This window comes from Kitasatospora sp. NPDC058478 (assembly GCF_042720345.1).
Lineage (GTDB): Bacteria > Actinomycetota > Actinomycetes > Streptomycetales > Streptomycetaceae > Kitasatospora.
Genome location: NZ_JBHXML010000045.1, coordinates 14,639 through 28,355, shown reverse-complemented (window position 1 = coordinate 28,355; position 13,717 = coordinate 14,639). Strand labels below are relative to the sequence as shown.

General features: G+C 71.0%; 13 protein-coding genes. All 13 read left to right on the top strand.

The genetic code is table 11. The features are described 5' to 3' along the window. The first annotated feature begins 181 nt into the window (after nucleotides 1–181). The 13 genes from ACFWPT_RS24575 to nuoK all read left to right on the top strand — a co-directional run bounded on the left by ACFWPT_RS24575 (nucleotide 182) and on the right by nuoK (nucleotide 13,705). Nucleotides 182–1,306 carry a sensor histidine kinase gene (locus ACFWPT_RS24575; protein ID WP_380484309.1) on the top strand — a complete coding sequence of 375 codons (1,125 nt, stop codon included), beginning with the start codon at nucleotides 182–184 and terminating at the stop codon, nucleotides 1,304–1,306. Beyond that, nucleotides 1,303–1,983, top strand: coding sequence for a response regulator (locus tag ACFWPT_RS24570; protein ID WP_380344892.1), 681 nt, complete (start codon nucleotides 1,303–1,305; stop codon nucleotides 1,981–1,983). The genes ACFWPT_RS24575 and ACFWPT_RS24570 overlap by 4 nt, the downstream gene beginning before the upstream one ends. 695 nt (nucleotides 1,984–2,678) lie before the next feature. Next, on the top strand, nucleotides 2,679–3,038 hold the full coding sequence (locus ACFWPT_RS24565; RefSeq protein ID WP_030060100.1) for an NADH-quinone oxidoreductase subunit A: 360 nt from the start codon (nucleotides 2,679–2,681) through the stop codon (nucleotides 3,036–3,038). A gap of 100 nt (nucleotides 3,039–3,138) precedes the next feature. Further along, entirely contained in the window at nucleotides 3,139–3,693 is a 555-nt protein-coding gene (locus ACFWPT_RS24560) for an NADH-quinone oxidoreductase subunit B family protein (RefSeq protein ID WP_063348147.1), read from the top strand. Then, nucleotides 3,690–4,403 (top strand): NADH-quinone oxidoreductase subunit C, encoded by a 714-nt coding sequence (locus tag ACFWPT_RS24555; RefSeq protein ID WP_380373231.1) that lies wholly within the window; start codon nucleotides 3,690–3,692, stop codon nucleotides 4,401–4,403. Before ACFWPT_RS24560 ends, ACFWPT_RS24555 begins: the two co-directional genes overlap by 4 nt. Continuing rightward, a complete protein-coding gene (locus ACFWPT_RS24550) occupies nucleotides 4,403–5,779 on the top strand; it encodes an NADH-quinone oxidoreductase subunit D (RefSeq protein ID WP_380373228.1) in 1,377 nt (458 codons plus the stop codon). Before ACFWPT_RS24555 ends, ACFWPT_RS24550 begins: the two co-directional genes overlap by 1 nt. Nucleotides 5,780–5,796: 17 nt before the next feature. Continuing rightward, entirely contained in the window at nucleotides 5,797–6,561 is a 765-nt protein-coding gene (gene nuoE / locus ACFWPT_RS24545) for an NADH-quinone oxidoreductase subunit NuoE (RefSeq protein WP_380373304.1), read from the top strand. Further along, a complete protein-coding gene (gene nuoF / locus ACFWPT_RS24540) occupies nucleotides 6,561–7,922 on the top strand; it encodes an NADH-quinone oxidoreductase subunit NuoF (protein WP_380344889.1) in 1,362 nt (453 codons plus the stop codon). Before nuoE ends, nuoF begins: the two co-directional genes overlap by 1 nt. Further along, complete coding sequence (locus ACFWPT_RS24535) at nucleotides 7,919–10,462, top strand: NADH-quinone oxidoreductase subunit G (RefSeq protein WP_380484307.1); 2,544 nt, start codon at nucleotides 7,919–7,921, stop codon at nucleotides 10,460–10,462. The genes nuoF and ACFWPT_RS24535 overlap by 4 nt, the downstream gene beginning before the upstream one ends. Beyond that, nucleotides 10,459–11,787 carry an NADH-quinone oxidoreductase subunit NuoH gene (gene nuoH, locus ACFWPT_RS24530; RefSeq protein ID WP_380423201.1) on the top strand — a complete coding sequence of 443 codons (1,329 nt, stop codon included), beginning with the start codon at nucleotides 10,459–10,461 and terminating at the stop codon, nucleotides 11,785–11,787. Before ACFWPT_RS24535 ends, nuoH begins: the two co-directional genes overlap by 4 nt. A 6-nt stretch (nucleotides 11,788–11,793) precedes the next feature. Next, nucleotides 11,794–12,396: an NADH-quinone oxidoreductase subunit NuoI gene (nuoI, locus tag ACFWPT_RS24525; RefSeq protein ID WP_063348141.1), complete on the top strand. Its 603-nt coding sequence runs from the start codon at nucleotides 11,794–11,796 to the stop codon at nucleotides 12,394–12,396. Continuing rightward, nucleotides 12,393–13,409, top strand: a complete 1,017-nt coding sequence (locus ACFWPT_RS24520; RefSeq protein ID WP_380484304.1) for an NADH-quinone oxidoreductase subunit J — start codon at nucleotides 12,393–12,395, stop codon at nucleotides 13,407–13,409. Before nuoI ends, ACFWPT_RS24520 begins: the two co-directional genes overlap by 4 nt. Next, nucleotides 13,406–13,705: an NADH-quinone oxidoreductase subunit NuoK gene (gene nuoK / locus ACFWPT_RS24515; RefSeq protein WP_030060110.1), complete on the top strand. Its 300-nt coding sequence runs from the start codon at nucleotides 13,406–13,408 to the stop codon at nucleotides 13,703–13,705. The genes ACFWPT_RS24520 and nuoK overlap by 4 nt, the downstream gene beginning before the upstream one ends. Nucleotides 13,706–13,717 lie beyond the last annotated feature (12 nt).

The following is a 13,717-nucleotide window of genomic DNA, read 5'->3' as shown; positions in this document are numbered from 1 at the left end:
CCTTCGCGGCCGGCCCTCCGGCCGCTTCGATGGCTCAAGCCTGGCCGTTCCACGCGGCGAGCGGCAGCTGCCGATCGGGCTGTTCTCCCTGCTCAACAGGCCTCTGAAATATGCCGATCGGCACAGGCGGGCAACCTGCGCCGCGTCGTAACGTGGCGGCAGTCGAAGGGAGGAGATGGCGATGAATCAGATGCTGGCGGTGATCGTCCCGGCCGTGCTTCCGCTGGTCCGGGCGGCGCACAGGCGCCACGGCATGGCGGTCGTGACGGCGACGGCCGGGGCGATGTCGGCCGCGGTCACGGTTGCCGTCTGGCTCACCGGCCGCTGGACGGAGTCGGACCGGTGGCCCGGCCTGGTCGGCCTGGTCGAACTGGCCGTCCTCCTGCTGTCCGTGGTCCTCGCCCTGCGCGTCGAGGACGGCCTCCGGTGCGCGCTGGCGACGTGGACGGCTTGCGGCGCGGTCGCGCTCTGGCCGTCCCGGTTCGAGGCGATCGGCGGGCCCGGAGACGTGCTCACCCTTTTCGGATTCGGGTCGATGCTGGCCCTGCCGGCCGTCCTGACCGGGCTCTACCTGCGCGGCCTGGACGAGGGGCGGTGTCGGGCGGTGGCCGAGGCCAGGCGTTCCCAGCGGCTCGAACTGGCCCACGATCTGCACGATTTCGTGGCGCACGACGTGAGCGGCATGGTCGCCCAGGCTCAGGCCGGGGTGTACCTGGCCGCGGCTGACCCAGCCCGGGCGGTCGAGATGTTCGAGCGGATAGAACAGGCCGGGCAGCGGGCCCTGGCCTCGCTGGACCGGACGGTTCAACTGCTGCGCACGGAGGAGGGGAGTGGGCGCGGACCGCAACAGGGGCTGGCCGAACTGGCGGAGGTGGCAGAGCGGTTCACCGCCTTGGGCGGCGCCGAGGTCCGGCTGGAGCTGCCGGACGGGCCGGTCCCCCGGGAGGTGGAGGGCACGGTCCACCGGATCGTGGTCGAGGCGCTGACCAATGTCCGGCGGCACGCTGCGGGCGCCCGGACGGTCGAGGTCCGTGCCCGTCGCGCGGGCGGGTGGCTGGAGTTGACCGTGACGAACGACGGACTCGCACCCGGCGCGGGTGGGCGCCCGCGCGGTGGCGGCGGCAGCGGACTGCCGGGGCTGGCGGCCCGAGTGGAGGCGCTCGGCGGCACGTTCGCGGCAGGCACGGAGGAGCGGGAGGTCTGGCGGGTGGCGGCGAGACTGCCGCTGGAGAGGCAGGAACGACAGGAGAGTCAGGAGAAACCAGTGATTCCGGTGAGGACCAGTTCAGGGGAGAGGTGGAAATGATCGGCAGCACAGGGCCGATCCGGATCCTGGTCGCGGACGACCAGGCCGATGTCCGCACCGCGTTCCGGATGATCCTGGACGTTCAGCCGGACATGTCGGTGGTGGCGGAGGTGGCGGACGGCGCCGCGGCGGTGGAGGAGGCCCGACGGCTTCGACCGGACGTCGTGCTCGCGGACATTCGAATGCCGAGGCTCGACGGCTTGGAGGTCACGAGGCAGCTGGCCGGCGAGTGCAAGGTGATCGTGGTGACCACCTTCGACCTGGACGAGTACGTGCATACGGCCCTGCGGCATGGGGCGGCCGGCTTCCTGTTGAAGCGATCGGGGCCAGTGCTGCTGATCGAGGCGGTGCGGGCGGCGATGGCCGGGGACGCGTTGATCAGTCCACAGGTCACCGTCCGGCTGCTGCGGCACATGACGGCGCCCGGGAGCGACCGTACGGCCGGAGCAGGGCCTTCGGCGGCGGCGCCGCTGATAGCCGGCCCGATCGAGGAACTGACCGCGAGAGAAAGGGAGATCGCCGAACAGGTGGCAGACGGCGCGACGAACGCCGAGATCGGAGCGGGGCTGTTCATCTCGCCGGGGACGGTCAAGAACCACCTCGCCAACGTCCAGCGCAAGCTCGGTGCCCGTAACCGGGTGGGCATCGCGGCCTGGGTCTGGGAGCAGGGCCGGTAGCCGGTAACCGGCCCCGGTGAACGGTGGGGCGAGCCCGGACGCGGGCGCGAGGGCAGAGGGCAGCGGCCCCGAGGAAGGGCCCCGAGGAAAGGGCCCCAGGGAAGGTGGCGCGGGAAGGGCAGCGCACGGAGGCCGGGGCGCCGCACGCTGGGCCGGGCATGGCCCAGCGCAGGAGAGGGTCGGGCGGGCGGCGGGCGGCGGGCGGCGGGCGGCGGGCGGCGGGCGGGGTGGGGGAGGGGGGAGGGGGAGGGCCCCAAGGACCGTTTCGCGCGCTTGTGAACGAAGGGTCAAGCGAGCGTTCGGCCCCCCGCCACCCCTCAGAGTGAGCCGCTATAACACGTCAACATGGCGCCTCGAAATTTGCTCCCGTCGACGCATAGTTGATATAGGAGCGCGGCTCTGACCAGCCGCTTCACAAGTAAATGCGACTGGTTGTGACCATTTGACTTCTTTGTGTCGACAATTCTGGACATGTTCATATTCGGCACGATTCCCATCGTGGCGTAGATCACAAAGATGACGTTGAACTGCGTGTCGCAGATCACAAGCCGACGGGCATAGGATGCGCTCGTTCCAGGCTTTGTGAACTGCCTCACATGAGGTGGATCCCGGGAACCGGAACGCGGGTTCACCTCAGCGTGACTCGCCGGTTCCGATCTGCAGTCAAGGACGACTGGACGGAGGGAGCGGGGGCTATGAATGCCTACGCGCCGATCCTCGTACTCGGTGCCATCGCGGCGGCGTTCGCGGTCGGCTCCGTCGTGATGGCCTCACTCACCGGCCCCAAGCGCTACAACCGGGCCAAGTTGGAGGCGTACGAGTGCGGCATCGAGCCGACCCCGCAGCCCGTGGGCGGCGGTCGGTTCCCGATCAAGTACTACCTGACGGCGATGCTCTTCATCGTCTTCGACATCGAGATCGTCTTTCTCTATCCCTGGGCGGTGACCTTCGACGCCCTGGGGATCTTCGGGTTGGTCGAGATGCTCCTGTTCATCGCCACGGTCTTCGTCGCCTACGCCTACGTGTGGCGCCGCGGCGGCCTGGAGTGGGACTGAGCGCGGGGTGGCCGCCGCCTTTGTGAACGAGCGGACAAGCCCGAACGGGCCGAGGTACCACAGGACTTGAGGGCTTCTTGAGGGCATTGAGAGGGATCTGATGGGAATCGAGGAGAAGCTGCCGAGCGGCTTTCTGCTCACGACCGTGGAGACGGCCGCCGGTTGGGTGCGCAAGGCGTCACTCTTCCCGGCCACCTTCGGTCTGGCCTGCTGCGCGATCGAGATGATGACCACCGGCGCCGGCCGCTACGACCTGGCCCGGTTCGGCATGGAGGTGTTCCGGGGCTCCCCCCGGCAGGCCGATCTGATGATCGTGGCGGGTCGGGTGAGCCAGAAGATGGCCCCGGTGCTGCGCCAGGTGTACGACCAGATGGCCAACCCGAAGTGGGTCATCTCGATGGGCGTCTGCGCCTCCTCGGGTGGGATGTTCAACAACTACGCGATCGTGCAGGGCGTCGACCACATCGTCCCGGTGGACATCTACCTGCCCGGTTGCCCGCCCCGCCCGGAGATGCTGATGGACGCCATCCTGAAGCTGCACGACAAGATCCAGCACGAGCCGCTGGGCGCGAACCGGATCCGGGCCGAGGAGCTCGGCGAGGCGCTCGCCCTCAAGGCCACCCCGGTCAGCGAGATGCGGGGGCTGCTGCGATGAACGAGCAGGTACCCGAGACCCGTCGCGAGCACCCGGTCCGCGAGATCCCGGTCGAGGTGGTCGGCCGCCGGCAGGGCATGTTCGGCGCCCTGGGCAGCGGTGACACCTCCGGCTTCGGCGGCCTGGCCGCGCCGATCGTGCTGCCCGGCCCGAGCGAACGGCCGTACGGCGGCTGGTTCGACGAGGTCGCCGACGAGCTGGAGGGCGCCCTGGAGGAGCAGGGCATGGACCCGGCCGAGGTGATCGAGAAGACCGTCGTCGACCGCGGCGAGCTCACCTTCCACATCGACCGCGCCCACCTGCTCCGGACCGCCCGCACCCTGCGCGACGACCCGGCACTGCGCTTCGAGCTGTGCCTGGGCGTGAGCGGCGTGCACTACCCCGACGACAAGGGCCGCGAGCTGCACGCGGTCTACCACCTGCGGTCGATCACCCACGGACGGCTGATCCGGGTGGAGGTCACCGCGCCGGACGCCGACCCGCGCATCCCCTCCGTGGTGAGCGTCTACCCGACCAACGACTGGCACGAGCGCGAGGCCTACGACTTCTTCGGCCTGGTCTTCGACGGCCACCCGGCACTCACCCGGATCATGATGCCGGACGACTGGCTGGGCCACCCGCAGCGCAAGGACTACCCGCTCGGCGGCATCCCCGTCGAGTACAAGGGCGCCCAGATCCCGGCTCCCGACCAGCGGAGGTCGTACAGCTGATGAGTACTCGGCACGACGAAGAGGCTCGGCACGACGAAGGGACTCGTCCCCACGAAGAAGCCGAGCAGGCAGAGGCCCGGGAGACCACCGAGGGCCGGGTCTTCACGGTCACCGGCGGCGACTGGGGCGAGGTGGTCGAGGCGGTCGGCCGGGCCGACGACGAGCGCATCATCGTCAACATGGGCCCCCAGCACCCGTCCACCCACGGCGTGCTGCGGCTGATCCTGGAGATCGACGGCGAGACGGTGAAGGAGGCCCGCTGCGGCATCGGCTACCTCCACACCGGCATCGAGAAGAACATGGAGTTCCGCAACTGGGTCCAGGGCACCACCTTCGTGACCCGGATGGACTACCTGACCCCGCTGTTCAACGAGACCGCGTACTGCCTGGCCGTCGAGAAGCTGCTCGGCATCACCGACGACATCCCGGACCGGGCCACCGTGATCCGGGTGCTGATGATGGAGCTCAACCGGATCGCCTCGCACCTGGTCTGCCTGGCCACCGGTGGCATGGAGATCGGCTCCACCACCCTGATGATCTACGGCTTCCGCGACCGCGAGCTGATCCTGGACGTCTTCGAGCTGGTCACCGGCCTGCGCATGAACCACGCGTACGTGCGCCCCGGCGGCCTCGCCCAGGACCTCCCGCCCGGCGCCGTCGACCAGATCCGCGAGTGCGTGAAGACCCTGCGCTCCCGGATGCACGAGTACGACAAACTCGCCACCGGGAACCCGGTGTTCAAGGCCCGCCTGGTCGACGTCGGCTTCCTCGACCTGCCCGGCTGCCTGGCCCTCGGCGCCACCGGCCCGATCCTGCGCGCCACCGGCCTGCCGCACGACCTGCGCAAGACCGACCCGTACTGCGGCTACCAGGACTACGACTTCGAGGTCGCGATCGCGGACAGCGCCGATTCCTACGGCCGCTTCCTGATCCGCCTGGAGGAGATGCGGCAGTCGCTGGGGATCGTCGAGCAGTGCCTGGACCGGCTGCGGCCGGGCCCGGTGATGGTGGCCGACAAGAAGATCGCCTGGCCCGCCCAACTCGCCGTCGGCCCGGACGGGATGGGCAACTCGCTCGACCACATCCGCAAGATCATGGGCACCTCGATGGAGGCCCTGATCCACCACTTCAAGCTGGTCACCGAGGGCTTCCGGGTCCCGGTCGGCCAGGCGTACGCGGCGGTCGAGTCGCCCAAGGGCGAGCTGGGCGTGCACGTGGTCAGCGACGGCGGGACGCGCCCGTACCGGGTCCATTTCCGGGATCCGTCGTTCACCAATCTGCAGTCGATGGCGGCGATGTGCGAGGGCGGCCAGGTCGCCGACGTGATCGTCGCGGTGGCCGGGATCGACCCGGTGATGGGAGGCGTGGACCGGTGACAGACGTTCAGTTGGGGATGCCGGCGCTGCCGGCCACACCGTACCCCGAGGAGGTGCACGCCCGGCTGGCCGCCGACGCCGCGGAGCTGATCGGCCGCTACCCGCAGGCCCGGTCGGCGCTGCTGCCGCTGCTGCACCTGGTGCAGGCCGAGGAGGGCTTCGTCAGCCCGACCGGCATCCGGTTCTGCGCCGAGCAGTTGGACCTCACCACCGCCGAGGTGACCGCCGTCGCCACCTTCTACACCATGTACCGGCGGCGCCCGGCCGGGAAGTACCACGTCGGGGTCTGCACCAACACCCTGTGCGCGGTGCTCGGCGGCGACCAGATCTTCGACGAGCTCCAGCAGCACCTCGGCGTGCGCAACAACGAGACCACCGGGGACGGCGAGATCTCGATCGAGCACATCGAGTGCAACGCGGCCTGCGACTACGCGCCCGTGGTGATGGTCAACTGGGAGTTCTTCGACGACCAGACCCCGGAGAGCGCCAAGCGGCTGGTCGACGACCTGCGCGCGGGCCGGGAGGTCCGGCCGACCCGCGGCGCCCGGCTGTGCACCTTCAAGGAGTCCGCCCGGATCCTGGCGGGCTTCCCCGACGAGCGCCCGGGTGCCAACGACGAGTCCGGCGCGGGCGGCGCGCCCTCGCTGGCGGGCCTGCGCCTGGCCAAGGGCGAGGCGCTGCCCGGCACCGGCGGCACCAAGGTCGTCGCACCCCGCCACGAGGGCATCGGCCACGAGGGCACCGGCCACGAGGGCACCGGCCACGAAGGGACGGAAGCGTGATGACCGCCGCCGAGCCGGCCGAGAAGCTGCTCACCCCCGTCCTGTCCGCCTCCTGGGACGACGACCGGCCCTGGACGCTGGCCACCTACCGCCGCCACCACGGCTACGACGGCCTCAAGGCGGCCCTGGCGATGCCGCCGGACGACGTGATCGCCCTGGTGAAGGACTCCGGGCTGCGCGGTCGCGGCGGCGCCGGCTTCCCCACCGGGATGAAGTGGCAGTTCATCCCGCAGAACGACGGCAAGCCGCACTACCTGGTGGTCAACGCGGACGAGTCCGAGCCGGGCACCTGCAAGGACATCCCGCTGCTGTTCGCCAACCCGCACGCGCTGATCGAGGGCATGATCATCGCCTCCTACGCGATCCGCTGCGACCACGCGTTCATCTACCTGCGCGGCGAGGTCGTCCCGGTGCTGCGCCGCCTGCACGCGGCCGTCGCCGAGGCGTACCAGGCCGGGCTGCTCGGCCGGGACATCCTCGGCTCGGGCGTCAACCTCGACATCACCGTGCACGCCGGCGCCGGCGCCTACATCTGCGGCGAGGAGACGGCGCTGCTGGACTCGCTGGAGGGCCGCCGCGGCCAGCCCCGGCTGCGGCCGCCGTTCCCGGCGATCGCCGGCCTGTACGCCTGCCCGACGGTGGTCAACAACGTCGAGTCGATCGCCTCGGTGCCGCCGATCCTGGCCCGCGGCAAGGAGTGGTTCAAGGGCCTGGGCACCGAGAAGTCCCCCGGCTTCACGCTGTACTCGCTCTCCGGCCACGTCACCAACCCCGGCCAGTACGAGGCGCCGCTGGGCATCACGCTGCGCCAGCTGCTGGACATGAGCGGCGGCGTCCGCCCCGGGCACCGGCTCAAGTTCTGGACCCCGGGCGGCTCGTCCACCCCGATGTTCACCGACGAGCACCTGGACGTCCCGCTGGACTACGAGGGTGTCGGCGCGGCCGGCTCGATGCTCGGCACCAAGGCGCTGCAGGTCTTCGACGAGACCACCTGCGTGGTGCGGGCGGTCACCCGCTGGACCGAGTTCTACGCCCACGAGTCCTGCGGCAAGTGCACCCCCTGCCGCGAGGGCACCTACTGGCTGGTCCAGTTGCTCAAGCGGATCGAGGCGGGCGCGGGCGTCGAGGGGGACCTGGAGAAGCTCCTCGACATCGCCGACAACATCAACGGAAAGTCCTTCTGCGCACTGGGCGACGGCGCCGCGAGTCCGATCGTCTCCTCCCTCCAGCACTTCCGGGCCGAGTACGAGCAGCACCTGGCCGAGCGCCGCTGCCCGTTCGACCCGGCCGCCTCCACCGTCTGGGCCGACGGCCCCCGCCCCGGCCACCAGTCCGCCACCGAAAGGGAGGTGCACGCGTGACGATCACAGAGCCATCCACCTCCACGGGCGACAAGGCCGCGGTCGAGCTGGTCACGCTCACCATCGACGGCGTCGAAGTGCAGGTCCCCAAGGGGACGTTGGTGATCCGGGCCGCTGAACGGATCGGCACCCAGATCCCGCGCTTCTGCGACCACCCGCTGCTCGACCCGGCCGGCGCCTGCCGGCAGTGCATCGTCGAGATCGAGGGCCAGCGCAAGCCCGTCGCCTCCTGCACCATCCCGGTCGCCGAGGGCATGGTGGTGCGCACCCAGGTGAGTTCGCCGGTGGCCGAGAAGGCGCAGCGCGGCGTGATGGAGCTGCTGCTGATCAACCACCCGCTGGACTGCCCGGTCTGCGACAAGGGCGGCGAGTGCCCGCTGCAGAACCAGGCGATGTCCACGGGTGACGCCGACACCCGCTTCGAGGGGATGAAGCGCACCTACGAGAAGCCGATCCCGCTCAGCACCCAGGTGCTGCTGGACCGGGAGCGCTGCGTGCTGTGCGCGCGCTGCACCCGCTTCTCGCAGCAGATCGCCGGGGACCCGTTCATCGACCTGCTGGAACGCGGCGCGCTCCAGCAGGTCGGCACCGGGGACGACGAGCCGCTCGACTCGTACTTCTCCGGGAACACCATCCAGATCTGCCCGGTGGGCGCCCTGACGTCGGCGGCCTACCGTTTCCGCTCCCGCCCGTTCGACCTGGTCTCCTCGCCGAGCGTGTGCGAGCACTGCTCCGCGGGCTGCGCCCAGCGCACCGACCACCGGCGCGGCAAGGTGCTGCGCCGGCTGGCGGGCGAGGACCCGGCGGTCAACGAGGAGTGGAACTGCGACAAGGGCCGGTTCGCGTTCCGCTACGCCCAGCAGCGGGACCGGATCGCGACCCCGCTGGTGCGGGTGGACGGCGAGCTGGTGCCCGCCTCCTGGCCGGAGGCGCTGGCCCGGGCCGCCGAGGGCCTGCGCGGCGCCCGCGCCGGGGTGCTGACCGGTGGCCGGGTCACCGTCGAGGACGCCTACGCGTACGGGAAGTTCGCGCGGGTGGTGCTCGGCACCAACGACGTGGACTTCCGGGCCCGCCCGTACAGCGGCGAGGAGGCGGACTTCCTGGCCGCCGCCGTCGCCGGGCGCGGGGTGGACGTGGACGGCGAGGGCCTGACCTACGAGCAGCTGGAGCAGGCGCCGGCGGTGCTGCTGGCGGGCTTCGAGCCGGAGGAGGAGTCGCCGATCGTCTTCCTGCGGCTGCGCAAGGCGAGCCGTGACCGGGGCCTGAAGGTGTACTCGGTGGCGGCGTTCGCCTCCCGGGGCCTGGCCAAGCTGCGCGGCGCGCTGCTGCCGGCGGCCCCGGGCACGGAGGCGGAGTGGTTCGCCGCGCTGGCCGCCGACGAGCCGCTGAACGACGAGGCCGGGCGGGCCGCCGAGCTGCTGCGTAGCCCGGGCGCGGTGATCCTGGTGGGCGAGCGGCTGGCCGCGGCCCCGGGCGCGCTGACGGCGGTGCTGCGGCTGGCGCACGCGACCGGCGCCCGGCTGGCGTGGGTGCCGCGTCGGGCGGGTGAGCGCGGTGCGGTCGAGGCGGGCCTGCTGCCGGGGCTGCTGCCCGGCGGCCGTCCGGTGGCGGCTCCGGCTGCCCGGGCGGAGGCCGCCGGGGTGTGGGGGGTGGCGGAGCTGCCGTCCGGGCCGGGCCGGGACACCGGCCAGATCCTGACGGCCGCGGCGCACGGTGAGCTGGACGCGCTGCTGGTCGGCGGCGTCGACCCGGACGACCTGCCGGATCCGGCGCTGGCCGACGCGGCGCTGGCGGCGGTGCCGTTCGTGGTGTCGCTGGAGCTGCGGCCCTCCGCGGTGACGGCGCACGCGGACGTGGTGCTGCCGGTGGCGGCGGTGGCGGAGAAGGCCGGTGCTTTCCTGGACTGGGAGGGCCGGCTGCGGATGTTCGAGGCGGCGCTCAAGCCCGATCAGCAGATGGGCCGCCATCTGTACCCGGACCTGCGGGTGCTGACCATGCTGGCGGAGGCGCTGGGCCACCGGTTGGGTCTGCCGGACGTCCGGGCGGCCCGGTTGGAGCTGGACCACTTCACCCCGTGGGCGGGTGACCGGTCCGCGGACCCGGCCGCGCACCCCGGCGTGCTGCCCCGCCCGGCCACCGGCCAGGCGGTGCTGGCGGGTTGGCGCCAGCTGCTGGACAACGGCACGTTGCAGCAGGGCGATCCGCACCTGGCGGGCACCCGGCACCGGGCGGTGGCCCGGGTCTCGCCGGCCACCGCGAAGGAGATCGGCGCGAAGGACACCGGCGCCGAGGCGGGCGGGGAGGGTGGGGCGCTGCGGCTGACCGGCCCGGTCGGCTCGCTGACCCTGCCGCTGGAGGTCACCGACTCGATCCCGGACCGTACGGTCTGGATCCCGCTCAACTCCACGCCGGGCGGCGCCCACCGCGCGCTCGGCACCACCGTCGGCCATCTGGTCACGATCGCCGTGGCCGCCCCCGAGCCGGCCGTCCGGGCCGAGGCCGCGGCGGGCGACGCGGGCAGTGAAGGGGAGGAGCGATGACTCCGCAGCCGTACGAGACGCTCCACTTCTTCGGGCAGGACCCGTGGTGGATGGTGCTGCTGAAGGCGGTGTTCTGCTTCGGCTTCCTGGTCCTGACGGTGCTGATCGCGATCGTCTGGGAGCGCAAGGTGGTGGCCTGGATGCAGTTGCGCATCGGGCCGAACCGGCACGGGCCGTGGGGGATGCTGCAGTCCCTGGCGGACGGCGTGAAGCTGGCGCTCAAGGAAGACCTGGTGGTCAAGGGCGCGGACAAGGTGGTCTACATCCTGGCCCCGATCGTCTGCGCCGTCCCGGCGTTCATGGCCTTCGCGGTGATCCCGTTCGGGCCGGCCGGCAACGAGGTGTCGATCTTCGGCACCCGGACGGCGATGCAGCTGACCGACTTCCCGGTGGCGCTGCTGTACATCCTGGCGACGGCCTCGATCGGCATCTACGGCATCGTGCTGGCCGGCTGGTCGTCCGGTTCGACGTACCCGCTGCTGGGCGGGCTGCGCTCGGCCGCGCAGATGGTCAGCTACGAGATCGCGATGGGCCTGTCCTTCGCGGCGGTGTTCATCTACTCGGGGTCGATGTCGACCTCGGAGATCGTGGCGCACCAGCAGCCGACCTGGTTCGCGGCGCTGCTGCCGGTGTCGTTCATCGTGTACATCATCGCGATGGTGGGTGAGACCAACCGGGCGCCGTTCGACCTCCCGGAGGCCGAGGGCGAGCTGGTCGGCGGTTTCAACACCGAGTACTCCTCGCTGAAGTTCGCGATGTTCATGCTGGCCGAGTACGTCAACATGGTGACCGTCTCGGCGGTGGCCTCCACCCTGTTCCTGGGCGGCTGGCGGGCCCCGTGGCCGGTGTCGACCTTCTGGGAGGGCGCCAACCACGGCTGGTGGCCGATGCTGTGGATCACGCTGAAGATCCAGCTGCTGCTGTTCTTCTTCATCTGGCTGCGCGGCACGCTGCCCCGGTTCCGCTACGACCAGTTCATGAAGCTGGGCTGGAAGGTGCTGATCCCGGTCTCGCTGGTGTGGCTGGTGCTGATCGCGAGCGTGCGGGCGCTGCGCAACGAGGGCTACGGCTTCGGCGAGGTGGTGCTGTACGTCGGCGCGCCGGTCGGGGCGATCCTGCTGCTCGCCCTGCTGCGGGACTTCCTGAAGAAGGAACCCGAGCCCGAACCAACCCTGCCGAAGGGGGAGTTCGACCCGATGGCGGGCGGCTACCCGGTGCCCCCGCTGCCCGGGCAGGAGCTCCCGCCGGTGCCGCGCCGGCGCAGCCGGGCCCCGAAGCAACTCCAGGAAGCCCTCAACGGGGCCGACCATACCGAAGGGAGCTGAACCGAGATGTCGTCCGACCAGACGGAACGGGCCGAACGGCCCGACAAGCCGTCGATCCTCGGCCCGGCCGCCGGCTTCGGCGTGACCTTCAAGGCCATGTTCAAGAAGCGGCTCACCGAGCAGTACCCGGAGCAGAAGAAGCCCACCGCTCCGCGCTTCCACGGCCGCCACCAGCTGAACCGGCACCCGGACGGCCTGGAGAAGTGCGTCGGCTGCGAGCTGTGCGCGTGGGCCTGTCCGGCCGACGCCATCTACGTGGAGGGCGCGGACAACCGGGAGGAGGAGCGCTACTCGCCGGGCGAGCGCTACGGCGCGGTCTACCAGATCAACTACGCCCGTTGCATCCTGTGCGGGCTGTGCATCGAGGCCTGTCCGACCCGCGCGCTCACCATGACCAACGAGTACGAGCTGGCCGACTCCTCGCGCCGGGACCTGATCTTCACCAAGGAGCAGCTGCTGGTCGGCCTGTCCGAGGGCATGGTGGACTCCCCGCACTCGATCTTCCCGGGCGCCGACGAGGGCGCGTACTACCGGGGCGAGATCACCGCGGCGGCGCCCGGGACGGTCCAGCAGGAGCGCACCGACCGGGAGCGGGAGGTCCAGCAGTGACCTCCCTCAACCTGGCCGCGACCGGGACGACCTCCGTCGGGGAGGCCGTCCAGTTCTGGGTGCTCGCGGTGCTCGCGGTCGGCGGCGCGCTCGGCATGGTGCTGATGCGCAAGGCCGTGCACAGCGCGCTGTGCCTGGCGGCCACGATGATGGCGCTGGCGGTCTGTTACATGGCGCAGGGCGCGGTGTTCCTGGGCGTGGTGCAGATCGTCGTGTACACCGGCGCGATCATGATGCTGTTCCTGTTCGTGGTGATGCTGGTCGGCGTCACCAGCGAGGACTCCCTGAAGGAGCAGTTGAAGGGTCAGCGGGTCGCCGCGGTGCTGTGCGGGCTGGGCTTCGGCGTGCTGCTGATCGCCGGGATCGCCAACGCGCGGCTGGACCACTTCACCGGCCTGTCCGAGGCGAACGCCGAGGGCAATGTACCGGGCCTGGCCCGGCTGATCTTCACCCGGTACGTGTGGGCGTTCGAGGTCACCGGCGCGCTGCTGATCACCGCGGCGATCGGTGCGATGGTGCTGACCCACCGCGAGCACGTGAAGGCGCCGAAGACGCAGCGCGAGCTGGCCGCCCAGCGGGTCGTGGACAACCTCCAGCTGCCGCCGCTGCCGGCGCCGGGCGTGTACGCGCGGCACAACGCGGTGGACGTTCCGGCGCTGCTGCCGGACGGCACGATCGCCGAGGACTCGGTGATGGCGACGCTGCGCGAGCGCGGCCAGGTCCGGGACGTCAGTCAGGAGATGCTGCGGCGGATGGCCGAGCTGGAGAACACCACGGCGGACTGGCTGGGCCGGCCGTCGTCCGAGCGGCCGGCGGTCGCCGGACCGCGCAAGTCCCTGGAGCCGGTGCCGGCGTCGGTGCCGGCGTCGGTGAACGGCAAGGACGGCAACGGCGGTCCGAACGGTCTGAACGGCAACGGCGGTCTGAATGCCAACGGCGGTCTGAACGCCAAGGACGGCCTTAACGGCAAGGACGGCCTGAACGGCCGCGCCGACGAGGGGGGAGCGGAGTGAACCCGGTCAACTACCTGTACCTCGCGGCCCTGTTGTTCACCATCGGCGCGGCCGGAGTGCTGATCCGGCGCAACGCGATCGTGCTGTTCATGTGCGTGGAGCTGATGCTGAACGCCTCGAACCTCGCCCTGGTGACCTTCTCCCGGCTGCACGGCACCCTGGACGGCCAGATCATCGCGTTCTTCACGATGGTGGTCGCGGCGGCCGAGGTCGTGGTCGGCCTCGCCATCATCGTCTCCATCTTCCGGACCAGGCACTCCGCTTCGGTCGACGACAGCAATCTGATGAAGCTGTAGGCGGAGGGCCTC